Source organism: Micromonospora sp. U56 (assembly GCF_018070095.1).
GTDB lineage: Bacteria > Actinomycetota > Actinomycetes > Mycobacteriales > Micromonosporaceae > Micromonospora > Micromonospora purpureochromogenes.
The window spans coordinates 119,288-145,063 of record NZ_JAGPYL010000003.1; the positions used below are offsets into that span (position 1 = coordinate 119,288).

Annotated in this window: 29 protein-coding genes, 3 tRNA genes and 1 pseudogene; 19 read left to right on the forward strand and 14 right to left on the reverse strand. The window is 71.6% G+C overall.

From position 1 onward, the window contains the following. Window positions 1-91 precede the first annotated feature (91 nt). A complete protein-coding gene (locus KBX37_RS02810) occupies window positions 92-1,147 on the forward strand; it encodes a serine hydrolase (RefSeq protein WP_210774287.1) in 1,056 nt (351 codons plus the stop codon). Between the two features lie 11 nt (window positions 1,148-1,158). Here KBX37_RS02810 and KBX37_RS35855 read toward each other — a convergent pair whose 3' ends face one another. The 3 genes and pseudogenes from KBX37_RS35855 to KBX37_RS02820 form a co-directional block, all read right to left on the reverse strand. After that, window positions 1,159-1,713 (reverse strand): FAD-binding domain-containing protein, encoded by a 555-nt coding sequence (locus KBX37_RS35855; RefSeq protein WP_374103639.1) that lies wholly within the window; start codon window positions 1,711-1,713, stop codon window positions 1,159-1,161. A 9-nt stretch (window positions 1,714-1,722) separates the two neighbouring features. Next, window positions 1,723-2,178, reverse strand: a pseudogene (locus KBX37_RS35860) (deoxyribodipyrimidine photo-lyase); the annotation flags it as partial. Further along, window positions 2,175-3,092 carry a phytoene/squalene synthase family protein gene (locus tag KBX37_RS02820; RefSeq protein ID WP_210774289.1) on the reverse strand — a complete coding sequence of 306 codons (918 nt, stop codon included), beginning with the start codon at window positions 3,090-3,092 and terminating at the stop codon, window positions 2,175-2,177. The gene KBX37_RS02820 and the pseudogene KBX37_RS35860, both read right to left, overlap by 4 nt. Window positions 3,093-3,157: 65 nt before the next feature. On the opposite strand from KBX37_RS02820, the gene KBX37_RS02825 reads away from it, so the two are divergent. The 8 genes from KBX37_RS02825 to KBX37_RS02860 all read left to right on the forward strand — a co-directional run bounded on the left by KBX37_RS02825 (window position 3,158) and on the right by KBX37_RS02860 (window position 8,823). Next, complete coding sequence (locus tag KBX37_RS02825) at window positions 3,158-4,312, forward strand: polyprenyl synthetase family protein (RefSeq protein WP_210774291.1); 1,155 nt, start codon at window positions 3,158-3,160, stop codon at window positions 4,310-4,312. A 28-nt stretch (window positions 4,313-4,340) separates the two neighbouring features. Continuing rightward, complete coding sequence (crtI, locus tag KBX37_RS02830) at window positions 4,341-5,822, forward strand: phytoene desaturase family protein (protein WP_210774292.1); 1,482 nt, start codon at window positions 4,341-4,343, stop codon at window positions 5,820-5,822. A gap of 76 nt (window positions 5,823-5,898) precedes the next feature. Further along, entirely contained in the window at window positions 5,899-6,504 is a 606-nt protein-coding gene (gene idi, locus KBX37_RS02835; RefSeq protein ID WP_210774293.1) for an isopentenyl-diphosphate Delta-isomerase, read from the forward strand. Further along, window positions 6,494-7,435 (forward strand): MerR family transcriptional regulator, encoded by a 942-nt coding sequence (locus KBX37_RS02840; protein ID WP_210774294.1) that lies wholly within the window; start codon window positions 6,494-6,496, stop codon window positions 7,433-7,435. The genes idi and KBX37_RS02840 overlap by 11 nt, the downstream gene beginning before the upstream one ends. A gap of 74 nt (window positions 7,436-7,509) precedes the next feature. Beyond that, the gene (locus KBX37_RS02845) at window positions 7,510-8,310 is read left to right on the forward strand and encodes a polysaccharide deacetylase family protein (protein ID WP_210774295.1); all 801 of its coding nucleotides are present in this window, start codon (window positions 7,510-7,512) and stop codon (window positions 8,308-8,310) included. Window positions 8,311-8,464: 154 nt separating this feature from the next. Then, window positions 8,465-8,537: transfer RNA gene (locus KBX37_RS02850), tRNA-Glu, on the forward strand. A gap of 33 nt (window positions 8,538-8,570) precedes the next feature. After that, window positions 8,571-8,647: transfer RNA gene (locus KBX37_RS02855), tRNA-Asp, on the forward strand. A 102-nt stretch (window positions 8,648-8,749) separates the two neighbouring features. Continuing rightward, window positions 8,750-8,823: transfer RNA gene (locus tag KBX37_RS02860), tRNA-Phe, on the forward strand. A gap of 481 nt (window positions 8,824-9,304) precedes the next feature. Here the strand turns inward: KBX37_RS02860 and KBX37_RS02865 are convergent. Continuing rightward, complete coding sequence (locus tag KBX37_RS02865) at window positions 9,305-9,958, reverse strand: hypothetical protein (protein WP_210774296.1); 654 nt, start codon at window positions 9,956-9,958, stop codon at window positions 9,305-9,307. A gap of 313 nt (window positions 9,959-10,271) precedes the next feature. Between KBX37_RS02865 and KBX37_RS02870 the strand changes: the two genes are divergently transcribed. The 3 genes from KBX37_RS02870 (at window position 10,272) to KBX37_RS02880 (ending at window position 12,879) form a co-directional block, all read left to right on the forward strand. Then, on the forward strand, window positions 10,272-10,742 hold the full coding sequence (locus KBX37_RS02870) for a tyrosine-type recombinase/integrase (RefSeq protein WP_247656910.1): 471 nt from the start codon (window positions 10,272-10,274) through the stop codon (window positions 10,740-10,742). A gap of 170 nt (window positions 10,743-10,912) precedes the next feature. Continuing rightward, entirely contained in the window at window positions 10,913-11,326 is a 414-nt protein-coding gene (locus KBX37_RS02875; protein WP_210774297.1) for a four-helix bundle copper-binding protein, read from the forward strand. A gap of 503 nt (window positions 11,327-11,829) precedes the next feature. Next, a complete protein-coding gene (locus tag KBX37_RS02880) occupies window positions 11,830-12,879 on the forward strand; it encodes a HupE/UreJ family protein (RefSeq protein ID WP_210774304.1) in 1,050 nt (349 codons plus the stop codon). Between the two features lie 18 nt (window positions 12,880-12,897). Here KBX37_RS02880 and KBX37_RS02885 read toward each other — a convergent pair whose 3' ends face one another. Beyond that, a complete protein-coding gene (locus KBX37_RS02885) occupies window positions 12,898-13,257 on the reverse strand; it encodes a metalloregulator ArsR/SmtB family transcription factor (protein ID WP_210774306.1) in 360 nt (119 codons plus the stop codon). 39 nt (window positions 13,258-13,296) lie between these two features. Between KBX37_RS02885 and KBX37_RS02890 the strand changes: the two genes are divergently transcribed. After that, window positions 13,297-14,394 carry a cation diffusion facilitator family transporter gene (locus tag KBX37_RS02890; RefSeq protein ID WP_210774308.1) on the forward strand — a complete coding sequence of 366 codons (1,098 nt, stop codon included), beginning with the start codon at window positions 13,297-13,299 and terminating at the stop codon, window positions 14,392-14,394. A 114-nt stretch (window positions 14,395-14,508) separates the two neighbouring features. Here the strand turns inward: KBX37_RS02890 and KBX37_RS02895 are convergent, their stop codons facing one another. The 4 genes from KBX37_RS02895 to KBX37_RS02910 form a co-directional block, all read right to left on the reverse strand. Next, complete coding sequence (locus KBX37_RS02895) at window positions 14,509-14,934, reverse strand: GNAT family N-acetyltransferase (RefSeq protein ID WP_307848920.1); 426 nt, start codon at window positions 14,932-14,934, stop codon at window positions 14,509-14,511. A 91-nt stretch (window positions 14,935-15,025) separates the two neighbouring features. Next, complete coding sequence (locus KBX37_RS02900) at window positions 15,026-16,195, reverse strand: CU044_5270 family protein (RefSeq protein ID WP_210774310.1); 1,170 nt, start codon at window positions 16,193-16,195, stop codon at window positions 15,026-15,028. Beyond that, window positions 16,192-16,716: an RNA polymerase sigma factor gene (locus KBX37_RS02905; RefSeq protein WP_210774312.1), complete on the reverse strand. Its 525-nt coding sequence runs from the start codon at window positions 16,714-16,716 to the stop codon at window positions 16,192-16,194. The genes KBX37_RS02900 and KBX37_RS02905 overlap by 4 nt, the downstream gene beginning before the upstream one ends. 171 nt (window positions 16,717-16,887) lie before the next feature. Next, window positions 16,888-17,202, reverse strand: coding sequence for a hypothetical protein (locus KBX37_RS02910; RefSeq protein WP_210774314.1), 315 nt, complete (start codon window positions 17,200-17,202; stop codon window positions 16,888-16,890). Window positions 17,203-17,400: 198 nt separating this feature from the next. Here KBX37_RS02910 and KBX37_RS02915 point away from each other — a divergent pair, with 198 nt between their 5' ends. Beyond that, complete coding sequence (locus KBX37_RS02915; RefSeq protein WP_210774316.1) at window positions 17,401-17,694, forward strand: hypothetical protein; 294 nt, start codon at window positions 17,401-17,403, stop codon at window positions 17,692-17,694. A gap of 32 nt (window positions 17,695-17,726) precedes the next feature. Here the strand turns inward: KBX37_RS02915 and rox are convergent, their stop codons facing one another. Both rox and KBX37_RS02925 read right to left on the reverse strand, forming a co-directional pair. Further along, window positions 17,727-19,154, reverse strand: a complete 1,428-nt coding sequence (gene rox / locus KBX37_RS02920; RefSeq protein ID WP_210774318.1) for a rifampin monooxygenase — start codon at window positions 19,152-19,154, stop codon at window positions 17,727-17,729. 316 nt (window positions 19,155-19,470) lie between these two features. Next, window positions 19,471-19,797: a hypothetical protein gene (locus KBX37_RS02925; protein WP_210774320.1), complete on the reverse strand. Its 327-nt coding sequence runs from the start codon at window positions 19,795-19,797 to the stop codon at window positions 19,471-19,473. Window positions 19,798-19,897: 100 nt separating this feature from the next. On the opposite strand from KBX37_RS02925, the gene KBX37_RS02930 reads away from it, so the two are divergent. The 3 genes from KBX37_RS02930 (at window position 19,898) to KBX37_RS02940 (ending at window position 22,120) form a co-directional block, all read left to right on the forward strand. Next, a complete protein-coding gene (locus KBX37_RS02930) occupies window positions 19,898-20,257 on the forward strand; it encodes a helix-turn-helix transcriptional regulator (RefSeq protein WP_210774322.1) in 360 nt (119 codons plus the stop codon). Further along, window positions 20,254-20,949 (forward strand): cation diffusion facilitator family transporter, encoded by a 696-nt coding sequence (locus KBX37_RS02935; RefSeq protein WP_210774331.1) that lies wholly within the window; start codon window positions 20,254-20,256, stop codon window positions 20,947-20,949. The genes KBX37_RS02930 and KBX37_RS02935 overlap by 4 nt, the downstream gene beginning before the upstream one ends. Before the next feature lie 220 nt (window positions 20,950-21,169). Then, window positions 21,170-22,120 carry a CPBP family intramembrane glutamic endopeptidase gene (locus KBX37_RS02940; RefSeq protein ID WP_210774339.1) on the forward strand — a complete coding sequence of 317 codons (951 nt, stop codon included), beginning with the start codon at window positions 21,170-21,172 and terminating at the stop codon, window positions 22,118-22,120. A 62-nt stretch (window positions 22,121-22,182) separates the two neighbouring features. On the opposite strand, the gene KBX37_RS02945 is transcribed toward KBX37_RS02940, so the two are convergent. Then, window positions 22,183-23,229 (reverse strand): hypothetical protein, encoded by a 1,047-nt coding sequence (locus KBX37_RS02945; protein ID WP_210774341.1) that lies wholly within the window; start codon window positions 23,227-23,229, stop codon window positions 22,183-22,185. A 172-nt stretch (window positions 23,230-23,401) separates the two neighbouring features. Here KBX37_RS02945 and KBX37_RS02950 point away from each other — a divergent pair, with 172 nt between their 5' ends. Continuing rightward, window positions 23,402-23,917, forward strand: a complete 516-nt coding sequence (locus KBX37_RS02950) for an SRPBCC family protein (RefSeq protein ID WP_210774343.1) — start codon at window positions 23,402-23,404, stop codon at window positions 23,915-23,917. 168 nt (window positions 23,918-24,085) lie between these two features. On the opposite strand, the gene KBX37_RS02955 is transcribed toward KBX37_RS02950, so the two are convergent. Then, window positions 24,086-24,790 carry a DUF2786 domain-containing protein gene (locus KBX37_RS02955; protein WP_210774348.1) on the reverse strand — a complete coding sequence of 235 codons (705 nt, stop codon included), beginning with the start codon at window positions 24,788-24,790 and terminating at the stop codon, window positions 24,086-24,088. 118 nt (window positions 24,791-24,908) lie between these two features. Between KBX37_RS02955 and KBX37_RS02960 the strand changes: the two genes are divergently transcribed. Continuing rightward, window positions 24,909-25,322, forward strand: a complete 414-nt coding sequence (locus tag KBX37_RS02960; RefSeq protein ID WP_210774350.1) for a hypothetical protein — start codon at window positions 24,909-24,911, stop codon at window positions 25,320-25,322. A gap of 38 nt (window positions 25,323-25,360) precedes the next feature. Here the strand turns inward: KBX37_RS02960 and KBX37_RS02965 are convergent, their stop codons facing one another. Continuing rightward, a complete protein-coding gene (locus KBX37_RS02965) occupies window positions 25,361-25,750 on the reverse strand; it encodes a hypothetical protein (protein WP_210774352.1) in 390 nt (129 codons plus the stop codon). Between the last annotated feature and the right edge of the window lie 26 nt (window positions 25,751-25,776).

Sequence of the window (25,776 nt, forward strand, 5' to 3'; positions counted from 1 at the left end):
CCGCCAGCATTCCCCAGCCATCGGACGCCGGCCAGCGACTGCACCAGAATTCCCGCGCCCGTAATCATTCCTAACCGCCTACGGTGGCCGCATGCCCGATCGCTTCGCCCCGGTCCGCGACTGCTTCCACGATCTGCTGGCCACCGGCCGGGAGACCGGCGCCGGCCTGACCATCTGGTACGACGGCCGCCCGGTGGTCGACCTGGGAGCCGACAGCCGCGGGGCGTGGCGGCCGGACACGCTGGTGAACGTCTACTCGGTCGGCAAGCCCGTCGCGGCGCTCTGCCTGCTGCTGCTCGTCGACCGTGGTCGGCTCGACCTGGACGACCCGGTGGCGACCCACTGGGCCGGGTTCCACGCCCCCGCCACGGTCCGCCAGGTGCTGAGCCACACCGCCGGCCTGCCGACCTTCCCGGTGGCCCGGCCGGCCGAGGCGGTCGCCGACTGGGAGCTGCTCTGCGCCGACCTGGCCGCCGCCGACCCGGAGTGGGAGCCGGGCAGCGTCGCGGGCGAGCACGCCTGGACGTACGGGCACCTGGTGGGCGAGCTGGTCCGCCGGGTCGACGGGCGGTCGGTGGGGCGGTTCCTGGCCGAGGAGATCGCCGACCCGTGGCGCCTCGACCTGGGTTTCGGACTCGGGACGGCGGACCAGCGGCGGTGCATGGACCTGTCGTACGGCGATCCGGCCTGGCCGGTGCGGATGCTGGGTGAGCCGGGGTCGCTGCGGGCCCGGGCGCTGAGCAACCCACCCGGCGGCCTCGACCTGGCGGTGGCCAACAGCCCGCTCTGGCGGGGCGCGCAGGTCCCGGCGGTCAACCTGCACGCCACGGCGTCCGCGCTGGCCCGGCTCTACGCGGGCCTGGCCGCCGGCGGCACCCTCGACGGGGTACGCCTGTTCAGCCCCGAGCTGGTCGCCGAGGCCACCCGGGTCCAGTACGACGGCCCGGACCTGGTGCTCGATCGCCGGGCCTACTGGACGCTGGGGATGCAGCGCGAGCCGGACGGGAGCTGGGGCATGGGCGGGATCGGCGGCAGCAGCGCCTGGGCCGATCCGGAGCGGGGCTACGTCTTCGCCTACGCCACGGCACATCTGGCCGACCACGACCGGGTGGACGAACTGGTCGAGGTGCTGCACTCCTGCCTCTAGCCCGGGTCGGGTCAGCGCATCCAGACCGGGTCGGCGCCGGGCACCTCCAGCGGCGGCGGATAGTCCAGCTGCCGGCGTACGTCGTCGGGGAGCCGCCACGGCTGGTGCACCGCCTTCCCCGCCACCGACGTGCGTCCCTCGGTCCAGGCGGCGAGGGCGTCCGCGTCGTACCGCCAGCCCTCCGAGGCCCCGCGCCGGTAGGCGCTGGTGGAGATGTCCGGGAAGGCGGCGGTGACCTGGTGGTAGAAGTCCCGCCAGCAGAGCTGCCGGACGAACGGCCCATCGGTGCCGCCGGCCCGGTTCGCCACGGCCAGCGGCGACAGGCAGCCGAACCGCAGGTACGGGCTGAGCCGGGAGGTCTCGTCGCCGGCCAGGTCGTCGTGGATGTCGTCGTACCGGTCGAGGGTGGGCAGCCACTGCGTGAGCCGGCGCTGCCCGACGCTCTCGCCGCCGACGGCGGCCCCGGGCGACTCGCCCTTCGGCGGCGCGGGCAGCCGGCCGGGCCGCACGCCGTCGGGCAGGGTGACGCGCCGGGGCGCGGCCAGCTCCTCGCGACGGTCGGCCACCGCCCAGGCGCGGTGGTACGGGCTGAAGACCCGGTAGTGGTCGCCGCCGCCCGGGCGCAGCGCCCCCGGCTCGACGATCGTCAGGCCGGGAAAGAGTCGCAGGAAGAGGCGGTGCCGGTCGCACTCGGCACGCAGCCGGCGCTCCCGACGGCGGGCGTACCGGCTGACGTCGGCGGAGAGCCCGATCCCCTCGGCGCCCACCTACAGGGCCAGCCGGATCGTCTCGGCCACCGGGTCGCCCTGGCGCACCATGAGGTCACCGCCGCGCCGGCGCAGTTCCTCGCGCAGGTCGGTCAGGCTCTGGTGCAGGAAGCGGGTGCGGTTCGGCGACCTGTCGGCCAGCGCCGGGTCGAGCACGTACAGCGGCACCACCCGGTCGAACGCCGCGCAGGCGGTGGCGAGCGCCGGGTGGTCGTGCACCCGCAGGTCGCGGGTGAACAGCACCACCGCGGTCCGCGTACTCACCGCGGGACCAGGCTCGGCCCGGGTACGGCGACCGGGCTGCCGGTCGGGGTGAGCAGGGCCCGGGCGGCCACCGCCAGCCGGCGGCGCTGCGGCACCAGCGCCCGGCGGACGAACACGTCGTAGCCCTGCGCGGCGACCTCGTCGAGGATCCCGCCGTAGAGCGCGTACGCGGTCCGCATGCACGCCTGCGAGGCGGAGTTGAGCAGGGTGATGCCCGGTGCGGCGGCCTCATAGTGCGCCTGGGCGCGGCTCACCTCGTACTCGATCAGGTCCCGGATCCTCGGCGTGGTGCGGGCCTGTTCCTTCGCGGCGAGCAGGTCGTCGCGGGTGACGCCGAACTTGGCCAGATCCTCGTCGGGCAGGTAGGTGCGGCCCCGGTCGAGGTCCTCGGCGACGTCCCGGATGAAGTTGGTGAGCTGGAAGGCGATGCCGAGCTGGCGGGCCGGCTCGCGGGCCGCCGCCGGGTCGGAGCTGCCGAGGATCGGCAGCATCATGGTGCCGATGACCGCCGCGGAGCCCTCCATGTAGTCGAGCAGGTCGTCGTAGGTCGGGTACGACAGCACGGTCAGGTCCATCGCCATGCTGCGCAGAAACGACGCGAAGTCGGCGCGGTCCAGATCGAAGACGGCGATGGTGTGCAGCACGGCCGGGAGCAGCGGGTCATTGACCGGCCCACCGTGCAGGCCGGCGACGAACTCCGACGACCACTCGTCCAGCCGGGCGGCGCGCTCGGCGGGCGGCAGCTCCTCGGTGCGGTCGACGATCTCGTCGGCGTAGCGCGTGAATCCGTACAGGGCGTGCACATGACGTCGTTTCCACGCGGGGAGCAGCCGGGTGGCGAGATAGTAGGTGCGACCGTGCCGTCGGTGCAGCTCCTGGCAGCGGGCATAGGCAGCGGTGAGATCGGCGTCCACCGGCCCTCCTCGAAATTCGACGCAGCAATCGACGCAACTCGTAACCCTAGGGTACGCTCGCCGACATGGCCAACGACGCAGTCGCGGGTAATACGCTCCGCGTCGCGCCGGCACAGCCGGGAGCGACGGACGATCCGGTCCGCGGCGTACTGGCCGCGTTCACGAAAGAGCTGATCAAGGGGGTGGACGACACCCTGGCGGCGTTCCTGGCCGCCGAGGTCGGCTCACTCACCGAGATCGACGCAGCGATGGGTGGCTTCGCGGCCACCGCGCGCGACTGCGTGCTGGCCGGCGGCAAGCGGGTCCGGCCGACCTTCGCGTACTGGGGCTGGCGCGGGGTGGTCGGCGGCGCGGAGCCGCTCCCGACGGTGCTGCCGGCGTTCGCCGCCCTGGAACTGCTGCACACCTTCGCGCTGGTGCACGACGACGTGATGGACGGCTCCGACACCCGGCGCGGCCGGCCCACCGCGCACCGCGCCGCCGCCGCCCGGCACGTCGCCGCCGGGTACGCCGGCGACCCGGCCCGGTTCGGCGAGGCGGTGGCCGTGCTCGTCGGCGACCTCTGCCTGGTCTGGGCCGATCGGCTGCTCAGCCACGCCACCGTGGCGCCGGCCCGGCTGTTCGAGGTGCGGCGCTGCTACGACCAGATGCGGATCGAGACGGTCGCCGGGCAGTACCTCGACGTGCTGGGCGAGCACGATCCGGTGGACTGGTCGGTGGACCGGGCGCTGCGGGTGGCCCGCTACAAGACCGCCAGCTACACCGTCCAGCGCCCGCTGCTCTTCGGCGCCTGCCTGGCCGGTGTCGCCGCCGACGCGCCACTTATCGCGGCGTACACCCGCTACGGCCTGGCCGTCGGGGAGGCGTTCCAGCTCTGCGACGACCTGCTCGGCGTCTACGGTGACCCGGCGACCACCGGCAAGCCGGCCGGCGACGACCTGCGTACCGGCAAGCCGACCGCGCTGCTGATGCTGGCCCGCCAACTGGGCACCCCCGGCCAGCGGCGGGCGCTGGAGCGGGCCGGCCGGGTGACCGGCGCCCGGGACGTGGCCCGGCTCGCCGAACTGGTCGCCGACACCGGCGCGGTGTCCCGGGTCGAGCGGATGATCTCCGACCGGGTGTCCGAGGCGCTGACCGCGCTGGACACCGCGTCGATCGACGAGACCGCGCGCACCGCGCTGACCGGCCTCGCCACCGCCGCGACCAGGCGGCGGGCATGATGAGCGACCTTGCGAAGGAGGTGGTCACGTGCGAACCGTGAACGGGCGTACGGACCGGGTGGTGGTCGTCGGCGCGGGCCTGGGCGGGCTGGCGTGCGCGCTGCACCTGGCCGGCAGCGGCCGGCAGGTGACCGTGGTGGAGCGCGAGCCGGTGCCGGGCGGCCGGGCCGGCCGGCTGGCCGTCGACGGGTACGAGTTCGACACCGGCCCCACCGTGCTCACCATGCCCGACCTGATCGCCGAGGCACTGGGCGCGGTCGGCGAGGAACTCGGCGACTGGCTGGACCTCACCCCGGTCGACCCCGCCTACCGGGCCTACTATCCCGACGGCTCGACGCTGGACGTCATCACGGACACCACCCGGATGGCCGCCGAGATCGCCCGGGTCTGCGGCCCCCGCGAGGCCGACGGCTACCTGCGCTTCGTGGACTACGCGCGCAACCTGTGGCACTGGGAGCGGACCGACTTCATCGACCGCAACCTGGACGCCCCGACCGACCTGCTCACCGCCAACCTGGTGAAGCTGCTGGCCAACGGCGCGTTCCGGCGACTCCAGACGAAGATCAACCAGTTCTTCCGCGACCCGCGTACCCAGCGCATCTTCTCCTTCCAGGCGATGTACGCCGGCCTCGCCCCGCACGACGCGCTGGCCATCTACAGCGTCATCGCGTACCTCGACTCGGTGGCCGGGGTCTACTTCCCGCGCGGCGGCATCCACGCGGTCTCCCGGGGCATGGCCGGCGCCGCCGAGAAGCACGGCGTGCAGTTCCGGTACGGCACCACGGTGACGCGGGTGGAGACCGCCAACGGCCGGGCCACCGGAGTGCTCACCGCCGACGGCGAGCTGATCCCGGCCGACGTGGTGGTGCTCAACCCGGACCTCCCGGTCGCCTACCGTGACCTGCTGCCCCCGGCCCGCCAACGGAAGTTGACCTACTCACCCTCCTGCGTCGTGCTGCACGTCGGCTCGACCCAGCGGTATGAGAAGATCGCCCACCACAACATCCACTTCGGACGGAAGTGGAAGGGCACCTTCGACGAGGTCATCCGGCGCGGCGAGCTGATGACTGACCCGTCGCTGCTGGTCACCAACCCCAGCCGGACCGACCCGGCGGTGGCCCCGGCCGGGCGGCACACCTACTACGTGCTGGCGCCGGTGCCCAACCTGGAACGGGGCCCGTTCGACTGGCGCGGCGACCTGGGCCGCCGCTACACCGACCAGCTCATGGCGACGCTGGAGGAGCGCGGGTACGTGGGCTTCGGCGCCGGCATCGAGGTGCTGCGTACGATCACCCCCGCCGAGTGGGAGGAGCAGGGCATGGCCGCCGGTACGCCGTTCGCCGCCGCGCACAGCCTCTTCCAGACCGGCCCGTTCCGCCCGTCGAACCTGCATCGGCAGCTGCCCAACGTCGTGTTCACCGGCTCCGGCACCCAGCCCGGCGTGGGCGTGCCGATGGTGCTGATCTCCGGGAAGCTGGCGGCCAACCGGATCACCGGTGCCGGGCGGTGAGCGCGCGGAGCGCGGCCCGGCGGCGCGGCACAGGCAGGACGGGCGCGATGCACACCCGGAACGGGGGGCGGGTCCGGTGACGTCCCGGGAAGGGCACCTGGTCGAGCTGGTCGACGACCGCGGCAACGTGCTCGGCGAGGCCACCGTGGCCGCGGCGCACCAGGCGCCGGGGCGGCTGCACCGCGCCTTCTCGGTGCTGCTGGTCGACCCGGCCGGCCGGGTGCTGCTGCAACGGCGGGCCCCGATCAAGACCCGGTTCCCGCAGCGCTGGGCCAACTCCTGCTGCGGCCACCCCCGACCGGCCGAGTCGCTGGTGGAGGCCGCCAACCGCCGGCTGGCCGAGGAGCTGGGCGCCGCCCCGGTCACGCTGACCGAGGTCGGCGTCTACCTCTACTACGCCGAGGACCCGGCCACCGGTCGGGTCGAGTTCGAGTACGACCACGTGCTGCGGGCCGACGTGCCGGCCGACGTCACCGTGCTGCCGGACCCCGACGAGGTGTCCGAGCTGCGCTGGGTCGACCCGGTACGGCTGATGGCCGAAATCGACGCGGACCCCCGCGCGTACGCGCCCTGGCTGGGCGGGGTGGTGAGCCGGCTGCTGCGCGCCGGCGGCCCCGCCGACACCACCATCCCGTCCGGCGTTCCGGCGGACGACGCGTCGGAGCGGTCGGGTGGCCGATGAGGCGCTGAGCGCGGGGGCCGTGGCACGCCGACTGGGCGTGGCGGTCACCACGCTGCGTACCTGGCACCAGCGCTACGGCCTCGGTCCCAGCCAGCACGTACCGGGTCACCACCGACGCTACACGCCGGCCGACCTCGCGCGCCTGGAGATCATGCGTCGGCTCACCGCGGAGGGGATCACCCCGGCCGAGGCGGCCCGCTGGGCGAAGCAAAGCCCCGGCGTCGGTCCCGCCGCCGAGGTGCGGCTGCGCGCCGGGGCCCGTCGGGACGGCGGCGGGCAGACGATCCCGGTCGGCCGGGCCGGGCCGGTCGCCCGTGGCCTGGCCCGGGCCGCCATGCGACTGGACTCCGCGGCGATCGGCGAGACGATCGCCAACGCCCTCGCCCGGGACGGCGTGGTCGCCACCTGGGACGGCCTGCTGCGCCCGGTGCTGGCCGGCATCGGGGAGCGGCACGCCGCGACCGCCGGTCTGATCGAGGTCGAGCACCTGATGTCCCGGTGCGTGTCCGAGGCGTTCGCCACGGTGGCCCGGCCCGGCCCGGCCGCCGGCCCGGCCCGGATCCTGCTCGCCTGTGCCGACGAGGAACAGCACACCCTGCCGTTGGAGGCGTTGGCCGCCACGCTCGCCGAGGCGGGTGTGGCGTATCGCATGCTGGGTGCCCGGGTGCCGCTCGCGGCGCTGATCGAGGCCGTGAACCGGACCGGACCGGCCGCGGTGGTGCTCTGGTCGCACACCCGCGCCACCGCCGACCCGCGGCAACTGTCCGCCCTGCTCGGGATGGTTCGACGCCCCCTGCTGGTGCTGGCCGCCGGCCCCGGCTGGCAGGCCGACACACTGCCCGCCGGAGTGGTCCGGCCGGTCGACCTGACCGAGGCGGTGTCGCTGGCGCTGGCCGTCCGGGACTCACTGGATCAGTCGAGCGGGGCCTGACCGACCCTGCCGGATCGGCGTGTCGTCCACTACCGTCGGGGCCTACCGCGTACCCGACCCCCCTCGGAGTGACGATGCGTGCACGCCCCGTCCTGGCTGCCGCCCTCGGCCTGGTCCTGCTCCTCACCGGCGGCTGCGGCGAACCGCAACGGGACCCCCAGCAGGCCGCAGCGCCCGCCCCGACGGCGGCGGCGAGCCCGTCGCCGGTGACCACCCCGTCACCGACAGCGACCCCGCGGCCGACCACGAAACCCAAGCCCAAGCTGCGGCCGAAGCCCACCACGCTGCCGGCGGGCCTGCGGCGCGCCACCGGGGTACGCGCCGTCGCGCTGACCTTCGACGACGGTCCGGACCCGGCCTGGACGCCGAAGGTCCTCGACCAGTTGCGAGCCGCCCGGGTCAAGGCGACGTTCTGCCTGGTCGGCACCGAGGTACGCGAGCACCCGGAGCTGGTCGTCCGGATCGTCCGTGAGGGTCACCAACTCTGCAACCACAGCTGGCGGCACGACTTCGACCTGGGCCGACGGCCGGTGGCCGAGATCCGGGCCGACCTGGCCCGGACCAACCGGGCCATCCAGGCCGCCGTGCCGGGCGCCAAGGTGCCGTTCTACCGCCAACCGGGCGGCCGGTGGACCCCGGAGGTGGTGGCGGTGGCCCGGCAGCTCGGCATGCGGTCGCTGCACTGGAGCGTGGACCCGCAGGACTGGGCGAAGCCAACCGCCGCCACCCTCGCCAAGCGGGTCCACGGCGCCGCCCGCCCCGGCGCGATCGTGCTGATGCACGACGGCGGGGGCGATCGCAGCCGCACCCTGGCCGCCTGCCCGCACCTGATCATCGACCTGAAACGGCGCTTCGGCGTCGCCCCACCCCGGTGACACCCCTCTGACCTGCGGTTTTGCCCGGCAATGTGCCACCGGCCATACCGGTTTGGCCCACTGACCGGGCATGGCATATGCTTCTCATGCCTCCGGCGGGGCCGGATGGGAGCAAGTCCGCTTGAAGTTGCGAGTGTGCAATGATGGCGGGGCCGCCCTCATCGTCTAGCGGCCCAGGACGCCGCCCTTTCAAGGCGGTAGCACGGGTTCGAATCCCGTTGGGGGCACGGTCCGGCTCGCGCCGGATGCAACACCAGCCAGGTCCTGTGGAGCAGTTGGAGTGCTCGCCGCCCTGTCAAGGCGGAGGTCGCGGGTTCAAGTCCCGTCAGGACCGCCAGCGCCGACGCCGCGTGAACCATTGCGCGGCGTTCTGCGTATCGGAGCATGTGACCCTTCCGGCGGAGACCCCGCCTTCCGGGTAGCATGGACCGAGCATCACGGCCAGGTAGCTCAGTTGGTACGAGCGTCCGACTGAAAATCGGAAGGTCGGCGGTTCGACCCCGCCCCTGGCCACATAGCCTTTCGCCGGGCTACAGAGGTCCCCACCAGCGGAAACGCCGGTGGGGATCTTGCTTTGTGCGCCGAAAGTCCGTCTGTCTGGTCTGACCCTCGTTGACCCCGGAATCCCGCTGCTGGCCGACCCTTATCGCACGGGGATCGCACGGACGGAGCTCGCTGCACGTGGAGCCGGGTCGCCTTGTGGGTGGCCTTTTACACCTGGCACGGCAGCCGTAAGCGCCCGCCCCTCGGGCCACACGCCGCTCGGGAGCCTCAGTTTAGAAGAGCGTGATCAACCGACCGCGATGTCCGAAACGCCTGCGGCCGGCGGTTCACCCAGCTGCTTCTCGTGCCCGCTCGTGACCGCTACGCGCCCCGGTTACTGGCCCACGGATGGCCCGTGACGGCCTCGGCACCCCTAGCACGGCGACCGCTGTCGCTGTGCTGGAGGTGCCGGGGCACGGTAGCGTCGCGGGGCGCGTCGTTGTGCGGATGCCTACCAGTCGGGCAACTCAAGATCGAAGACGTCAGAACCCACGCCCGAGCGCGCGCTCCATTCGGCCCTCTGGTCGTTGTCACGGCTGCCGTTCAGGGCCTTGGTCCGTTCGTCGTCCCCCGCCACAACCAGCGGCCAAGCGGGCGTTCCGCGCTGGCCGTCCCCGCCAGTGAACGAGAAGGGCGCAGTAAAGGTCCATTGCCGACCCCGGGAATCAGCTACCCGCGCGCCGTCGTCCAACATGGCGAAAGGTCGGTAGACCAGTTCACCGTCGAGGTTCCACTCCGATGCAGGATCGAAGAACAGACCGTAGTCCGCGAACTCCGATGTGGGTGGTTGCCCGGTTCGCCAGGCAACCCAGCCCTTTCCCGACGCCTTGTACGGGTTCGTCGCGATCTGGAGGATGTAGACCTCGGTCTCCGGGACGAAGACCTGCGCCTGATCGCCGGCGTAGAGCGTTTCCAGATCCTCGCGAAAGCGCTGCAGAGTGTGGTCCCAGTCCCTCGGGCCAATCCCGTAGCCCGATTGTGCTGGTTCGGCGTCCAGACGAAACCCAACCGTCTGCTCGTATCGCTCCTTTATGCGCACAGGCATGTCATCGGCGCGAAGTCTCCAAATGTCACCTGGACGGCCTGCGTCAATCGGTATTGCCACGATGACCTCCGTTGCCCGCGGCCCGCGTGCCGCAAGTCATGCAACCGCAGGCCGCCAGTCTGCTCCCATCCCCTGAATAGGTGCCAAGACTGCGGCGCCCGGTCGGGGTCAAGGGTGGCCGTAGGCCATCGGCGTGCCGACGCGCAGCGCCCTTGACGCCGGCCGGGTGGCGTAGAGAATCGGGCACCCGGGGGATGGGTCACGCCCTGGTCCTCGTCGTCACCAGACCGAAGACAGCGCCCCCGAGACTCCGGCGGCAAGCAGCTCTGCTGCGCGGCAGCGATCGCCCCGCCATTAACGGAGAGCAACCGCGATGGCGATCGTCCCGGCTCAGCCCTTCGTCTCTCTGGTCCTCCGCAGCGTGGCCGGCCGGCCCGGCCGATGCCGGCCGGAGGTCGCCAGCAGGCCGGGGCCGGGCCGGCGCGGCCCGCTTGCGGGCCGCCTTGATCAGTACGCGGGCACGGATCGGCTGTTCGTGAGCCGCGATGGCACGCCGTTGCGGGGTAACACCTTGTACCAAGCGTTCGTCCGGGCGCGGAAGAAGGTCGGGCTCGATGGCCTTACCTTCCACGACCTGCGGCACACCGGGCAGACCCTCGCCGCACAGACCGGCGCGACCCTAGCCGACCTGATGAAGCGACTCGGGCACTCGTCCATGGCGGCAGCTCGCCGGTACCTGCACGCCGTCGACGGGCGTGACCGTGAGATCGCCAAGGCGCTATCGGAACTCGCCGCACACGGTGATGTCGCACGCCTGCCTCGGCACATCACCATGCGCAACTAGTCGCCGGTGCAAGGAGCCTGTGACTTGTGGAAATACAGGGGCCAGAGTCTGGAGGGAGTTGGCGCGCTGTTGGCGGTGGAGGTCAAATAGAACTTGGTTGATACAGCGGTGGACGGCTTGGCATGGATGCGAGAGTGAACCGGACGGAAGAGACCAAAAGGGAGCAGGGCATGGGACACACCTACACGCGGGCGATGCTCGACACCCACCCGCTCGGATCCGCCGGGCTGGACCCGAACATTCTGGTCACCTGTATCGAGCAGTGCTTCGCCTGCGCGCAGGCATGCACGGCGTGCGCGGACGCCGACCTGAGCGAGCAGATGGTGGCCGAGCTGGCCAGGTGTGCGCGGTTGGACCTCGACTGTGCCGACATTTGCGAGACGACGGGGAGGGCGCTGTCCCGGCAGACCAGCCGCGATGTCAACCTCATACGCGCGCTGGTTCAAGCATGCGTGACCGCTTGCAAGGTATGCGGCGACGAGTGCGAGAGGCACGCTGCCATGCACGAGCACTGCCGGGTGAATGCCGACGCGTGCCGGCGCTGCGAGACGGCATGCCAGGATCTTTTGGCAGTGCTCGGCTAGGTGGGTAGCTGCTGCCCCGGCACATCAAGATGCGCAACTGGTCGCACGAGCCGTTGCACGGCAGACGTCGACGGCCCTCCCACCTGCGAAAATGTAGGTGCCTGAAAATCGGAAGGTCGGCGGTTCGACCCCGCCCCTGGCCACATAGCCTTTCGCCGGGCTACAGAGGTCCCCACCAGCGGAAACGCCGGTGGGGATCTTGCTTTTGGGTATCCCTGCTGCATCGATCGCTGTTGGCCGTGGTTGGCCACTCCTGACCCTTGATCACCGCCACTCGTTGCACGTTCACGGCACGCCACTCCGCTGGTTGTCAGGTTGATCAGGCCTGGCGGGGCTTCCCGTGTCCTGACGCCGACCACCAGCGCTATCAGGCGGCGGACTGCTCGTTGCCCCGGTCACTGCGGGAACCAACCGGGGCTGCGGAGCGACTACCCGGGCGACGCGGCAGGCCTCCGGCTTGCGGGCGGCTACGGAGGAAAGGGCGGTGCGGGGTGCTCGCTGCGGTGCGACAAGGCGCGATCGCCGCTGGTGTGGTGACGGCCACGGTGCTGATGCTGCCGGGCGCTGCCTGGGCTCACGGTGTCGGTGGATCAAGCGAGACGGTCGGCGGGTTCGTGTGGCTGGGCACGAAGCACATGCTGGCCGGCTGGGACCACTTGCTGTTCGTCGGGGGGGTGCTGCTCGTGGCCGGTGGGATCCGGCGGGCGGCGAAGCTGATTTCCCTGTTCGCGCTCGGGCACAGCATCACCCTGTTCACCGCCACCGTAGCCGACTGGCACGTCAATCCGGTCCTGGTCGACATCGTGGTTGCGCTGAGCCTGGTGTTCGTCGGCGTGGTCGGTCTGCGCGGCCGGCCGAAGAACTGGACCTGGTTCGCCGCCGCTGTGCTCGCCTTCGGCCTCGTGCACGGCCTGGGCCTGGCCACCCGGTTGCAGGACGTGGGCCTGCCCTCGGACGGGCTGATTCCTCGGGTGCTGGCCTTCAACCTCGGCGTCGAGGTCGGCCAACTCATCGCGGCCGTGGCCATGCTCATGATCGGCGACGTGCTGCGTCACTACCTGCCCCGCCTGCGGGATGTCCGGCTCTCACACGGTGCGCTGATCGCCGCCGGTGTCGTCGCCGCAGCGGTCCTGGCCATCACCTCCGGCCCTGACGCGCTGCGCCCGGTGCAAGCCGCTGCCGATCCGGCGAGCAGCTGCGAGGTGCGCAACCGCACGGAGACGTTCCCGGCCGGCGGTGGGCACCCGGTCAAGGACTTCTTCGAACCGGGCGAGGTCGTGCCGGCCACGTCGTTCGGGCACGTCATCGGTGACGGGTACGTGATCGTCACCTACCGGCCGGACCTGCCAGCCGAGCAGCTCGCCCAGGTGCGGGCCCTCGTCACCGATTCCACCGCCGGCCGGGTCGTGGGCGGCGCTGCCCCTGACCAGGCTGAGGCGGTCAAGGCCGTGCACGCATACCGCACCATCGCCTGCGACGCGGTCGACGTCGACGCGGTCCGTGGGTTCACCCGCGAGTGGTTCGCCGACCCCCGTTCCAAGGTCGGCGAGTAGCCGCACCCGCCTCGCACGTCAATCGTGGTCGGGGATGCCGCCCACCCGGTGAGACGCCGCCTGCATGACCTCGGTCACCAGTCGCCGCACATGCCCACCTCGGGCGGAGTAGAGGGCGCGCCGGCCGTCACGCCGCACGACGACCAGCCCGGCCAACCGCAGCTTGCCGAGATGCTGCGACACCGCCGGCCGCGCCACCCCCAGCGCCTCTACCAGCGCCGTCACGTCGTGCTCGCCGCCGACGAGTAGCCACATCAACCGCAGCCGAGTGCCGTCGGCCAGCATCCGCAACATCTCCGTAGCCGCCTCTATCTGGCCATCAGCAGGGAGGCGTTGTTGCAGGTCACTGGCACCTGCACCATTGTCGCGTGCGTACATGAGCACATATTATCGCCGCCGTCGGGGGTATCGACTGTCATGCCGCCCGGGACGTTGGGAGACGCGGTGAACGACCACGACCACCAGCCGGACCACGGTCACGACCACCCGCACGATCACGGCCACCAGCACGGTGGTCGACTCGCCGCCTGGTGGCATCGGCTGACGCATGCCGTCGTTCCGCATTCGCACGACTCCCGCGCGAAGGTCGACCCCGCGCTGGAGTCTTCCCGCGAAGGGCTACGTGCCCTGTGGATCTCGCTGGTCGGCCTCGGAATCACGGCCATCGCCCAGGCGGTCATCGTCGTGCTGTCCGGCTCGGTCGCCCTGCTCGGTGACACCCTGCACAACGTCGCCGACGCCCTGACCGCCGTGCCGCTGGGCATCGCCTTCCTCCTCGGCCGGCGCGCCGCCACCCGCGCCTACACCTACGGCTACGGCCGGGCCGAGGACATCGCCGGGATCATCATCGTCGCGGTCATCGCCGCCTCCGCCGTCGCCGCTGCCTGGACCGCCATCACCCGGCTGCTGCACCCGGCCGAGGTGACCCACCTGCGCTGGGTGGCCGCCGCCGGCCTCGTCGGCTTCATCGGCAACGAACTCGTCGCCCGCTACCGCATCCGCGTGGGCCGTCGCATCGGCTCCGCCGCCCTGGTCGCCGACGGCCTGCACGCCCGCACCGACGGCTACACCTCCCTCGCCGTGCTCCTCGCCGCCGGCGGCGCTGCCCTCGGCTGGCACTGGGCCGACCCGGTCGTCGGCCTGGTCATCGCCGTCGCCATCGCCATCGTCCTCAAGGACGCCGCCCGCGAGGTGTATCGAAGGCTCATGGACGCCGTCGATCCTGAGATTGTCGACCAGGCCGAGAGCACCCTCCGCGCCGTAGACGGCGTCCGCGACGTGGCCGCGGTTCGGCTCCGCTGGATCGGTCACCGACTGCACGCCGAAGCCGAGCTGGTCGTAGACACCCACCTCAGCCTCGTCGCCGCACACGAAATCGCCGCCGACGCGGAACACCAACTCGCGCATGCCGTACCCAGGCTGACCAGCGCTACCGTGCACACGGATCCGCATTGCCACCCCGGCGGACACCACCATGCCGAGTTGTCACATCGACGCCGGCAATGCCTTGACTGAGATCGGAAGGCGGCAATCCGCCTCGGTCCGTGGCGTCCGAGCCGTGCCTACCCCTCGTGGCCTCGTTGACCTCGGAATCCCTCTGCTGGGCGCTAGCCAGGTGGTTACCGACTCCTACGGGAGCGGCTTGACCCACCGTGACCACTCGGCCTGCCGCTCGTAGCCGCATGCTTGCCAAGCAGGGTGTGCCCCGGCGTTGTCGTCGAGCACCATGGCGTCGACCCGGATACCGCCCAGTCGGTGGAACCGTTCCTCGGCTGCCTTGACCAGCAGGCGACCAATGCCCTGCCGGCGCCGCTCGGGTGCTACCGCCAGCCGGTAGATGTGACAACGCCAGCCGTCCCACCCGGCGATGACCGTGCCGATCAGCGCCGAGTCGTCCACGGCGAGGAGGAGAGCCTCAGGATCACGTTCGAGAAGCACCTCGAGCGCCTGCGCACTGTCCGGCGGGCGGTGCGCTCCCTCGGCAGCGGTCTGCCAGAACTCGAGTACGGCAGCGATGTCGGCGACAGTCGCCGAGCGCATGGTCCAGACGGGCACCGACAGGACGATAGCGAAAGCCGGCCGCGCCGGCGGGGGTGACGGCCGGCGGCGCTGCTGCTGTGCCGCCGCCGGCCGGGTGTTCAGGAGGTCAGTCCCTGACGTCCACCGCCGGCGGGTTGTCGTTGGTGTTCTTCGATACGAGTACCAGGTCATACGTGTACAGCGCGCCCGGAGCGAGCCACGACCACGAGCCACGCGGCTCCATCACGCGCATCTCCTTGGCCAGGGCCTGCCCGGTGTCCGGGTTGATGATCAGACGCACCTCGAAGCGGCCGTTCCCGGGGCTGTCCTGCGCGAACGCAACCGCCTGCCCGGGCCGACCACGCATGTCGTGAACAACTCCCAGCCCGCGCACTCCGGGCACCGTGGCGAGCATCCGGTATGCGGCGGCGCGGACCTCGTTGCTGACCGGCAGGTCGATCACCAAGTGGGCGCCGACGGTGAACAGCCACTGGTCACGGTCGGTGGGCATGTCGCCACCTCCCCCGTCGAAGCGGTTGAGCAGTGCGGCGCGGAGAGCGGCCGGGTCGGTCGGCAGCCCATCGAGTTGCGCCTGCGACACGTTGCGGTCGCCGAGGGCGAAGAGGTGTGCGGGGTCCACCCTGTCGCGGTAGATCTTGCCCGGGGCGATCTGCAGGTCGTACGGCTTCGGCTTGGTGATCCTGACAACGGTCGGGGAACCGTTGCGGCGCCAGGCGGCCTCGTCGCTCGGTGTGGCGGGGGCGGCGCCGAGCGGCTGCGAACTTGCCCAACTGCTGCCGGCGCTGGAGCGGGCCAGCCAATACTCGCCACCGGTCTTGTGGAACATGGTGTACGTGCCGTCGGCGGCCTCGACTGGCACCGCGTGGCCGCTCTCCGTTTGGATGGTCAGATAGCGCCCGTCGGTCTGCGGGGCTTTGTCGCTGCGTTCGGCTGCCACGAGCAACAACCGCCTGGAGTCCATCGGCGCCTGCGTGGCGGTCGACGCGACGTCGGGTGCGGCGTCGGGTGCGTTGCGCGGAGCGGTGCCTGGTCCGGGCACGGCCACCACGACGGCGGTGACGGCCGCCGCGGCCACCCCCATCGTCCCGAGCACAGCCAGCCGTACCCGCCCAGGCCTGCGGGGCCGGTCGGCCACGGCCTGCCCTCGGGCCGCCCGAACGTTGGCCGAGATGCCGGCAACGGCCTGTGCGGTGTGCTCGCCCCGGTTCGGCGGTGGGTCCAGTCGTGCCGGCCGGGCCTTGGCAAGCAGGTTCATGACATCTGGTGATCGGCTCATCGGATCGACTCCTTCGGGACGAGCGTGGCGGCGGGTCGAGGCAATTCCAGGTCGGGGGCGACAGCCATGGCGTCTTTCAAGTGCCGCCGGGCGCGATGCAGGCGCACGTAGTACGTCGCTGTAGAGCAGCCGAGGACCCGAGCTGCGTGACCTGGCGTCAGCCCATGCCAGGCAACCAGCGTCAACAATTCGCGGTCGCCGTCGGACAGTTGAGCCAGCGCACTGAGCACCGCGGCCCGCTCGGCGACGCCGTCTGCCACGTCGGCGACGGACAACTCCTCGTCGGTGATCCACGCGCGCATCTCGGCGGCGATGGCCTGCTGCCGTTCCTCTGCGCGGTATCGCTCACCCACGACATTGCGGGCGACGGCAAGCAGCCACGGCAGCGGCGTCGCCCTCGGCAGCTCCGTCAACCGCCGCCACGCCACCAGGAACGTTTCGGCCACGACCTCATCGGCCAGCTGGCGACCGGCGCGCGTGACGGCATACGCATACACCTGCCGGTAGTGCGCCTGGTACACAGCGTTGAAATGATCGTCCGATTGGGGTTCTGACACTGGCTTCGGCCCTTCCTGTCAGAGTTTCTCCGTCACCAGGAAATGTCTCGGGCACGCCGCTTCTTACATCAGTCACCGTTTTCGACACGGTCACCCTGCGGGAGGTGGACATCGGACCATGTCCTCTGGGCCTTGTCAGAGCAGAACGAACCATCCCGCCGCAGTCATGAGGAGAAGCAGTGCAACCGCGAACAGGGCAGCGCCGACCGCGAAGGGCACGGGGATGAGAAACGGTGCCTGCTGGATCAGCAGACTCGCCCCAACCAGCGCCACGCCGCCGCCGGCGCGGACGGGCTCGGACCGCCGGCTCGCCGTCAGGCGCGTACCCCGAACCCAGGCCATGGGAAACCGTCGCGACACGGCGGCACGCACGCCGAGTATGACCGCGACGAGGCTGAGGACCACGATCACGAGGCGCAAGGCGATCCATAACGGGTCGGGGTCAGTCACGCTTATGCGGCCCATCATTCAAGGGATGTCAAGGGCGCACGCCTGCCGACCCACGGCAGACGGAGATGTTGCACGGCACCCGACAGACTGCGATGCGGAGCGACGTTGCACGGTAGTTGCACGGCGACCTCCGGCGGCACAGGGCCTGGGATGCTCAAAGCGGCTGGTAGAGGCGGTGCCCTCTCCTATCATCAGGTGGTGGCGGAGGAGAACCCGGAGCTGATGACCATGTTTCGGAACGCCATCAGGCGGGTCCGCCAGGCCGCGGTGAAGCACCATGACGAGGATCTGCACCAGGCTGCGTCAGAGATCAGCTATGCAGTGTGCACCGTGCGGCGCGGTCGAGGGCAGCCATGCCTGGAGCCCGAGGACATGTTCGACTGCCCGATCTGCGGAGCTCACCCCGGTCAGTACTGCATCTCCACGCCGGGTCACCCTGTGGAAGGTCAGCCGTTTCACTTGGAGCGCCAGCATCAGTGGGAGAAGGAGTAAGGCAGGCTCTCGCCAGAGGCAGCGCTGCGCGCTCAGCTGGCGGCAGCGCCGAACCACCTCGGCAGCTGGCTGAGGAGATCCGCCTGGTCTTCACCGGCCCAGGCCACGTGACCGTCCGGCCGCAGCAGCACGGCGGGCACATCCAGTTCGTCGCTGCCGTCGACGACATGGTCGATCCGGTCGGCCCAGCCGGTGACCGAGAGGCGGCCGGTTCGGTCGAGGAGCAGTCCGCGACCATCGTGCAGCAGCTCGTACAGGCGGCCCCGCTTCAGGCCGATGTCGCGCATCCGCCTGCCGAGCAGTTCATGCCCGGCGCCGAAGTCGTAGCTGACTCCGATCGCAGTGATCTTTTCGATCAGGTACCGGTTCACGTTCTCGAAGTCCATCAGTTCCGACACCAGCCGGCGCACTGCCTGGGCGCCCGGCTCGGGGGACAGCAGTTGCATCTGCGCCCGGGTGTTCTCCAGCACGTCGGCGGCCACCGGGTGCCGTTCCGTGTGGTAGCTGTCCAGCAGCCCTTCCGGCGCCCAGCCGTTGATCTCGGCGGCCAGTTTCCAGCCGAGGTTGAACGCGTCCTGGATGCCGAGGTTGAGCCCCTGCCCGCCGACCGGCGGGTGGATGTGCGCCGCGTCGCCGGCCAGCAGCACCCGGTCGACCCGGTAGCGCTCGGCCTGCCGGGTGGCGTCGCCGAAGCGGGAGAGCCAGCGCGGTGAGTGCACGCCGAAGTCGGTGCCGGCGAACACCCGCAGCTGTTGCCGGAACTCCTCGATGGTCGGCGGGACCATGCGATCCTCGGCCATCCCCTCGGCGGGCACGACGACGCGGTGCACCCCTTCTCCGAAGGGCGCGACGCCGAACCGCTTGTGGGTCTTGCGGACTTCGGCCACGACGGCGGCCAGCTTCTCCGGTGGGGCGGTCACCTCCATCTCGCCCAGCAGCGTCTCGACCCTCGTGGGCTCGCCGGGGAAGCCGACGCCGAGCAGCTTGCGTACCGTGCCGCGGCCGCCGTCGCAGCCGACGAGGTAGCGCGAGCGCAGCTGCGTGCCGTCGGCCAGCTCAGCGGTCACCCCGTGGTCGTCCTGGCTCAGCCCGACCAGCTCGCAGCCGCGCCGGATCTCGGCGCCGAGCTCGGTGGCGCGCTCGGCCAGCAGGCGATCGGTGATGGTCTGCGGGATGCCCAGGACGTAGGGATGCGCGGTGTCCAGCCGGACGGGCGAGGGCTTGTCGATGCCGGCGAAGAAACCACCGACCGGGTACTGCTGGCCGTGCGCGAGGAACCGGCCCAGCAGACCGCGCTGGTCCATCACCTCGATGCTGCGCACGTGCAGGCCGAGCGCCCGGACGAACGCGGTCGGCTCCGACTCCTTCTCCAACACGAGCGCGTGCACGCCGTGCAGCCGCAATTCACTGGCCAGCATCAAGCCGGTCGGTCCGCCGCCGACAACAATCACGTCGAACATGAAACCCCCCATTGCATTTCGGCCAGCTGCTACCGCCCACGTATCTTCACTAATCGCTGATTTCCGCAGGTCCTGGCCTCGGCCGGCAATTCTGCGGCACGACCCGGGTCTTGCCGCAAGGCCCCTCGTGCGCTATATGTTGAGAGTGGCAGGGGATGAGCCTCTGATCCTGCCCCTGGCCACATAGCCTTTCGCCGGACTACAGAGATCCTCGCCAGCGGAGACGCCGGTGGGGATTTTGCTGTTGGTGCCCCCGCCGGGGAGTTGGCGGCGCACGGAGCTGTCGCACGACTGCCCCGGAGCGGGCGGTTGGTGACTAGTCCCGCCGCAGGACGAACCATCCCGCCGCGGTGGCGGCAAGGAGCATCGCCACCGCGAGCAGTGCGGTGCCGGGCACAAAAGACGTAGGGATCAGAAACGGAGCCTGCTGGATCAGCAGACTCGCCCCCACCAGCGCCACGCCGCCGCCGATGCGGACGGGCTGGGATCGCTGGCTCTCCGTCGGACGCCCGGAGCGGAGCCAGGCCCGGGGAAACCGTCGCGACAGGGCGACGCGCACGCCGAGTACGAGCCCGGAGAGGCTGACGACCACGATCACGAGACGGCCGGCCACCAACAGCGGGTGCGTGTCACTCGGGCCCATGCGGCCATCATTGACGCGGTGTCAAGGTCGCCCTTGAGAGCCGGCCGTCCCTGTTGGCGCGGATTGCAGATCGATCGCTGGTTTTGGCTATCATCACGGCATGGCGATTGATTGCGCTCCCGGGCTGGCCCCAGCGGTGGCGTTGTTCCGCTCTCTCGGCGACCCGACCCGGCTGGCCATCCTGCGCCGGATCGCGACCGGGGAGGCCCGGGTGGTGGACCTGACCGACGAGCTGAGGTTGGCGCAGTCGACGGTGTCGAAGCACCTGGCGTGTCTTCGTGACTGCGGGCTGATCGACTATCGGGCCGAGGGCCGCCAGTCGTTCTACGCCCTGACGCGGCCGGAACTCCTGGACCTGCTGCGCTCGGCCGAACAGGTTCTCGCCGCGACCGGCGAGGCGGTCGCCCTGTGCCCGACCTCCGGGACGTCGACCGAGCCCTCGGCGGAGGTGACGGCGTGAGCGCCTCGCTGCTGACCCCCGAGCGTCGGGCGGTGCTGTCCCGGCGCAGCCTCTGGCTCGCCTACACCACCGCCGGCTACAACCTGCTGGAGGGTCTGGTCGCCATCGCCGCCGGCGCGGCCGCCTCGTCGACGGCGCTGATCGGCTTCGGCCTGGACTCGTTCGTCGAGGTGTCCAGCGCGGCCGTGCTGATCTGGCAGTTCCGCTCCCGGGTGCCCGAGGCTCGGGAACGCCTGGCGCTGCGGCTCATCGGCGTGTCGTTCTTCGCCCTCGCGGCCTGGGTGACCTTCGACGCCACCCGCTCGCTGCTGGCCGGCGGCGATGCCGACGCCAGCCCGGTGGGGATCGGCCTCGCCGTGGCGTCGCTGCTCGTGATGCCGCTCCTCGTGGCGGCCAAGCGCCGCACCGGGCGGGAACTCGGCTCGGCAACGGTCATGGCGGACTCGACACAGACCATGCTCTGCACCTACCTCTCGGCGGTGTTGCTCGTCGGCCTGGTTCTCAACGCCGCCTGGGGCTGGTCGTGGGCCGACCCGATCGCCGCGCTCGTCATCGCCGGGGTCGCGGTCAAGGAAGGCGTCGAAGCCTGGCGGGGTGAGCAGTGCGACGACTGCGGACCCCTGCCTGTCGTCGACGGCACCGGCGAGTCCCCGGCCTGCGCCGATGGCTGCTGCACCGACCGGAAGGCGTGACCGGACCGTCGTCGAGCGCCGGGCCGACGATTTCTCTTGCAATTCCCGTTAACAGCCGCAGCAACAATTTACAACGTGTCACGATCTTGACAAAAGGTGGTTGCCAATACGGCACCCCTGCTGCTCGTGACCGCAGATGACGATTGTCGGCGGGTCGCATAGATCGCCGCCACAGGAAGGCGACGATCGATCAGACGGATCGTCGGTCTAGCCTGTGCGCATGGACGGCGGGCTGACCTACGAACGACTGGCGCGGCTGGGCCTCCATCGATGGTGGATGCCGCCGGTTGCTCTGGCGGCAGCGGTGTCGATCGCCGCCGTGACGGCGTGCGGGCTCGCCGGGATCGGGCTTCTCGCGGCCCACGCCATCGGCCTGGACAGTGCCGACAGCGAGTCGATCGGTACTCCCCTGCTGGACAACATGCTGGGGCTTGCCTCGCTGGCCCTGCTCATCCCGGTCACGCTGGGCGTCGCCCGGGTCGTGCAACGGCGGCCGGCCGGGACGTTGCACTCCGTGGCCGGACGTTTCCGCTGGCCCTGGTTCGCCGTCTGCCTCGGCCTCGCGTTCGCGACGGCGGTCCTGGTCATGGCGGCGCTGGTTCTGCTCTACGACGGCGGAGCCGACGTGCGGGTGACGATCGACCCGTGGCGGTTCATCGGCATCGTGGTGGTGCTCGTCGTGCTGGTTCCGCTACAGGCGGCCGGTGAGGAATACGCGACCCGAGGGTTCCTCCTGCAAACCTTCGGTGCGTACCACCGCTGGGTCGGCATCCTCGGCTCGGCTCTCGTCTTCACCATGATGCACGGCATCGGCACCTGGTCCGACTTCGTCGCTCTGCTGGTCGGCGCCACGATCTGGGCGCTCCTGGTCATCCGGACCGGCGGCCTCGAGGTGTCCATCGCCGCCCACGCCGCGATGAACCTGCTGGCCTTCATCGCCACCGCCGCCTCCGGCGGCCTGGACGTCGCCGACGACACCACCGCCGCCGACGCACCGATCGGCGCGACGCTCGTCATGCTGGGCGGCGACATCACCTACGCGGCCGGCGTTCTCTTCGTGCTCCGCCTCGTCACCCGACATCGCCCGCGGTGGGCCCCGGCGAGCCGCACCGTCGGCCGGCGGCCCGACGCCGGTCACCCCGTCGTCCGGGACACCGCCGGCGTTCCCTAGGACCCACGACGGTTTCCCCACTCGTCATCGGAAGCCGCGGAGCTGAGGCACCGGGTTTCGCGTCAGCGGTCCCGGCGCTGCTGCCCCTGGCGTCGCTGCGCCATGCCGCCCTGGATCGCCTCCCAGACGCTCCGACCGGCCTGCCGCAGCGTCTCGCCCGCCTGCCCGGCGAGCTGGGACGCCTGCGCGGTTCCACCCTGCTGCCGCCCGCCCTGGGTCGATCCGCCGCCCTCGGCCTCGCCGCGCGACTCGCGATCGCCTGCGGTCGTACCCCGGTCGGCGGGCCGGCCCCCCTTGGCGCCCGCCCGGCCGGACGGCGCCGGGCCCAGCGGCGGCTCCTGCGGCGACCCCGCCGGCAACGGACCGGCCGGCGACTCCGGGCGAGGCCCTGCGGGCCGCTCCGGTGCGGTCGGCGCCGGTTGGCCGGCGGTGCGCCCACCTGACGGGCCCTCGGGGCCCGCCGGCCTCCCACCGGGGCCTACGCCGGCGGCCGCGCCGCCCTGCTGGCCAGCCTGGCCCGTCTGAGGTCCGGCCTCAGCGCCCTGCCGCCCCGGCCGCCCGCCGTGCTGCCCGGCCTCAGCGGCCCCACCCACCTGTGCTCCGGCCGGCATCCCCTGCTGCTGCGCCACGTGCCCGGCCTGGCCGACCTGCTGGCCGGCCACCTGCCCGAGCTGGCCCACCTGCTGGCCGGCCTGGTTGACGACCGGCGTGGCCGCGTTGACGACCCGGTCGGCCACCCGGTTGACGTCGTTCAGCGTGAGGTTCGCGCTGTTGGCCAGCGCGGCGATGATCTGTGGGTTGCGGTCGATGGTGCTCAACGCCCGGTCCAGGATCTCCAGCACCTTCTCCAGCCGGACCTTCAGCACCGCCTCCGCGCGGACACCCTCGATGTCCAGCTCCACCTGTTCCAGGTGCACCCGCACGCCGGCGTCGAGCTGGAGCAGGTTGGCCAGCCGGGCGCGCAGCGACAGATCCGCGTCGAGCCCGTCCACCGCCAGCCGGAGCGAGTCGACGGACAGCCCGGGGACGTCGAGCAGGACGTCCGGCTCGACCTTCGGACCCCCGCCGGTCCGGTCCGGTCCGCGCGCCGCCGCCCCGCTCTCGCCCATGCTTCCCGCTCCCTCACCCGAGGCCCGGCCGTCGGCCCACGTCAGGCGCGGTTACCCGGTTTCCCGGTGGCCATCCGTGGCGAATCCGACACGGTGGGTTCCGATCGACTGTCCGGAAGGGGGCAGTACGCGAAGCTGCACAGCGAGGCATCAGCCGGTATGGTCCGGGCCTATGGGACAGGAGATGGCGGACGTCCGGCAGGACGTCGAGCGGTACGCACTCCGCAACGCCCTCCTCGCCCCAGCCACGGCAGAGCAGGCGTTCGCGGTGTTCACCGGGGCGCTGGCCGACTGGTGGGTCCGCGAATACACCTGGTCGGGGCCGGAGGCGCTGGCCGAGCTGGGGATCGAGCCGAAGGCCGGCGGCATGCTCTACGAGATCGGCCCGTACGGCTTCCGCAGCGACTGGGGCCGGGTGCTCACCTGGGATCCCCCGAAGCGGCTCGTCTTCACCTGGCAGATCGGCCCCGACCGGGTGCCGGTGCCGGATCCGGCGCGGGCCAGCGAGGTGGAGGTGCTGTTCCTGCCCGACGCGTCGGGGCAGACCCGGATCGAGGTGGAGCACCGGCACTTCGACCGGCACGGCGCGGCCGCCGAGGGCTACCGGGAGGCGCTCACCGCCGGCTGGCACGAGCTGCTCAGCCGCTACCTGGACACCCTCACCCGGTACGACGCCGGGCCGGGCTGAGCCAGCCCACCGGCCGGCCCGACCACGCGCTCACCGGCGGGCCGTTGAGCCGGCGACAGCGGAACGGCGACGGCTGATCCGGGCGGCGGCCGAGCGACGGCGACACGAGCGGCAGGTGGGGCCCCGGCCGGAGCCCCACCGCTCGGCCGGGGACGGGAGCAGCGTGGCTCAGCCCGCGATCCCCCGATCCCCGGCACCGTCGACCACTCCGCGACCGCCGAGGTCCGCCCGGCGGCCCGCCTCGGCCCCGGCGCCGAAGCCCGTGCCGGCCAGCCGGCGGACCGGGGCGGTACGCAACCTCGGGTAGACCTCGGTCACCCGGCGGGCCACCCGGTCCGAGCGGTCCGCCAGGACCAGCGCGACCGACGGGCCGTCCCGCTCGGCCACCGCGCCCGCCTCGGCGGCCCGCAGCCGCTCCCCGACCACCCGGGCGAAACCGGCCAGCCAGGAGCGGCGGAAGGCGGCCGGATGCTCGCCGGCCGGCACGGCCGTCCCGGACAGCCCGTGCGCAGCCTGCACCAGCAGCGACGTGAAGAGCAGGTCGACCCGTTCCAGGTCGCTGGCGAAGCCGAACAGGTGCAGGGCGAAGCCGTCACCCCGGGCCCGGCGTACGCAGCGGCAGCGCAGCGGGTCGGCGACCGCGGCGAGCAGCCCGGCCTTGTCCCGGGCGTACGGGGCGAGGACGTCGACCACCCGGTCGCCGACCGGGTCGGTGGCCGGGTCGCGGGCGGCCAGCAGCGCTCGGTCGACGCCGTAGCGGGCGATCAGCTCGGTGGCCTTCGCGGTGAAGGCCGCCGACTCGGCGGGCGTGCAGGCCGGGTCCTCGGCCTTGGCCAGCAACTTGCGCACCTTGCTCAGCATCGCCTCGGACATGTCACCAGAGCTATCACATCGACGGGATGGTCCACTGCGGACGAACCGCCGGTACCATCACCACGCTCGGCACCCTGTCCGCAACGCAGGGTGCACCCCCATCCCTGGAGGCAACCGCATGGTATTCCCGGTCGCCCGCCTGGCGGCAACCACGGCGGCGCTGTCGCTGCTCGCCCTCGGCTCCCCCGCACAGGCCGCCCCCGAGACCAACCTGTTCGAGTCGTACGCCACCTGCTACGGCGGCGCGGTCCGCTCGTACTTCCAGACCGGCGGCTGGGGCGGCGACGCCGGCCCGTACCGCACCAGCACCCGGTGCAAGGACATCAACGTCCGCAACGCCAGCGAGTTCGGCGTCGAGGCGTGCGTGATCTTCGTGGACAAGACGGACCGATGCAACTACCGGACGTACCTGCCGTCGAAGTCGGGCTTCACCACCGTGGCGACGAACGTGCGGGACGGGGTCCGGTTCCAGGTCCGCTTCGAGACGCTGCGTTACGAGTACGAGCCGCTGGTGGCGTACCACGCGTACTGAGGGAGGCGGGCGCGGCGCCCGAACCGGGCGCCGCGCCGTCAACCGGCCCGACTGCGCAGGGTGGCCACGGTCGAGCCGGCGAGGGTGAGCAGACAGTCCGGCAGCAGGCCGTCGGCGGCCGCCGCCCCGAACAGCGCCTCGCCGGTGTCCGCATCGTGGTTCGCGTACGCGCTGACGAAGCGGGCCACCCAGCGGGTGTCGTAACCGGCCTCGTCGATGCCGGGAAAGTCCAGCGCGCAGGCGCCGGGCGGCGGCGCGTCGCCGACCATGGTCGCGGCCAGGCACCAGGCCACCCCGTACGCCCCGGCGAGCCCGGACCGGTCGACCACGGCGTCGAACGTTCCCACCACCGCGTCACCGTCCCCGGCCAGTGCCGAACGGAGCACGGCGGTCGCGTCGTCGAGCGTCTGGTCAGGCACTTCGGTCACCTGCCGAACAGTAGGACGGCGGGTCA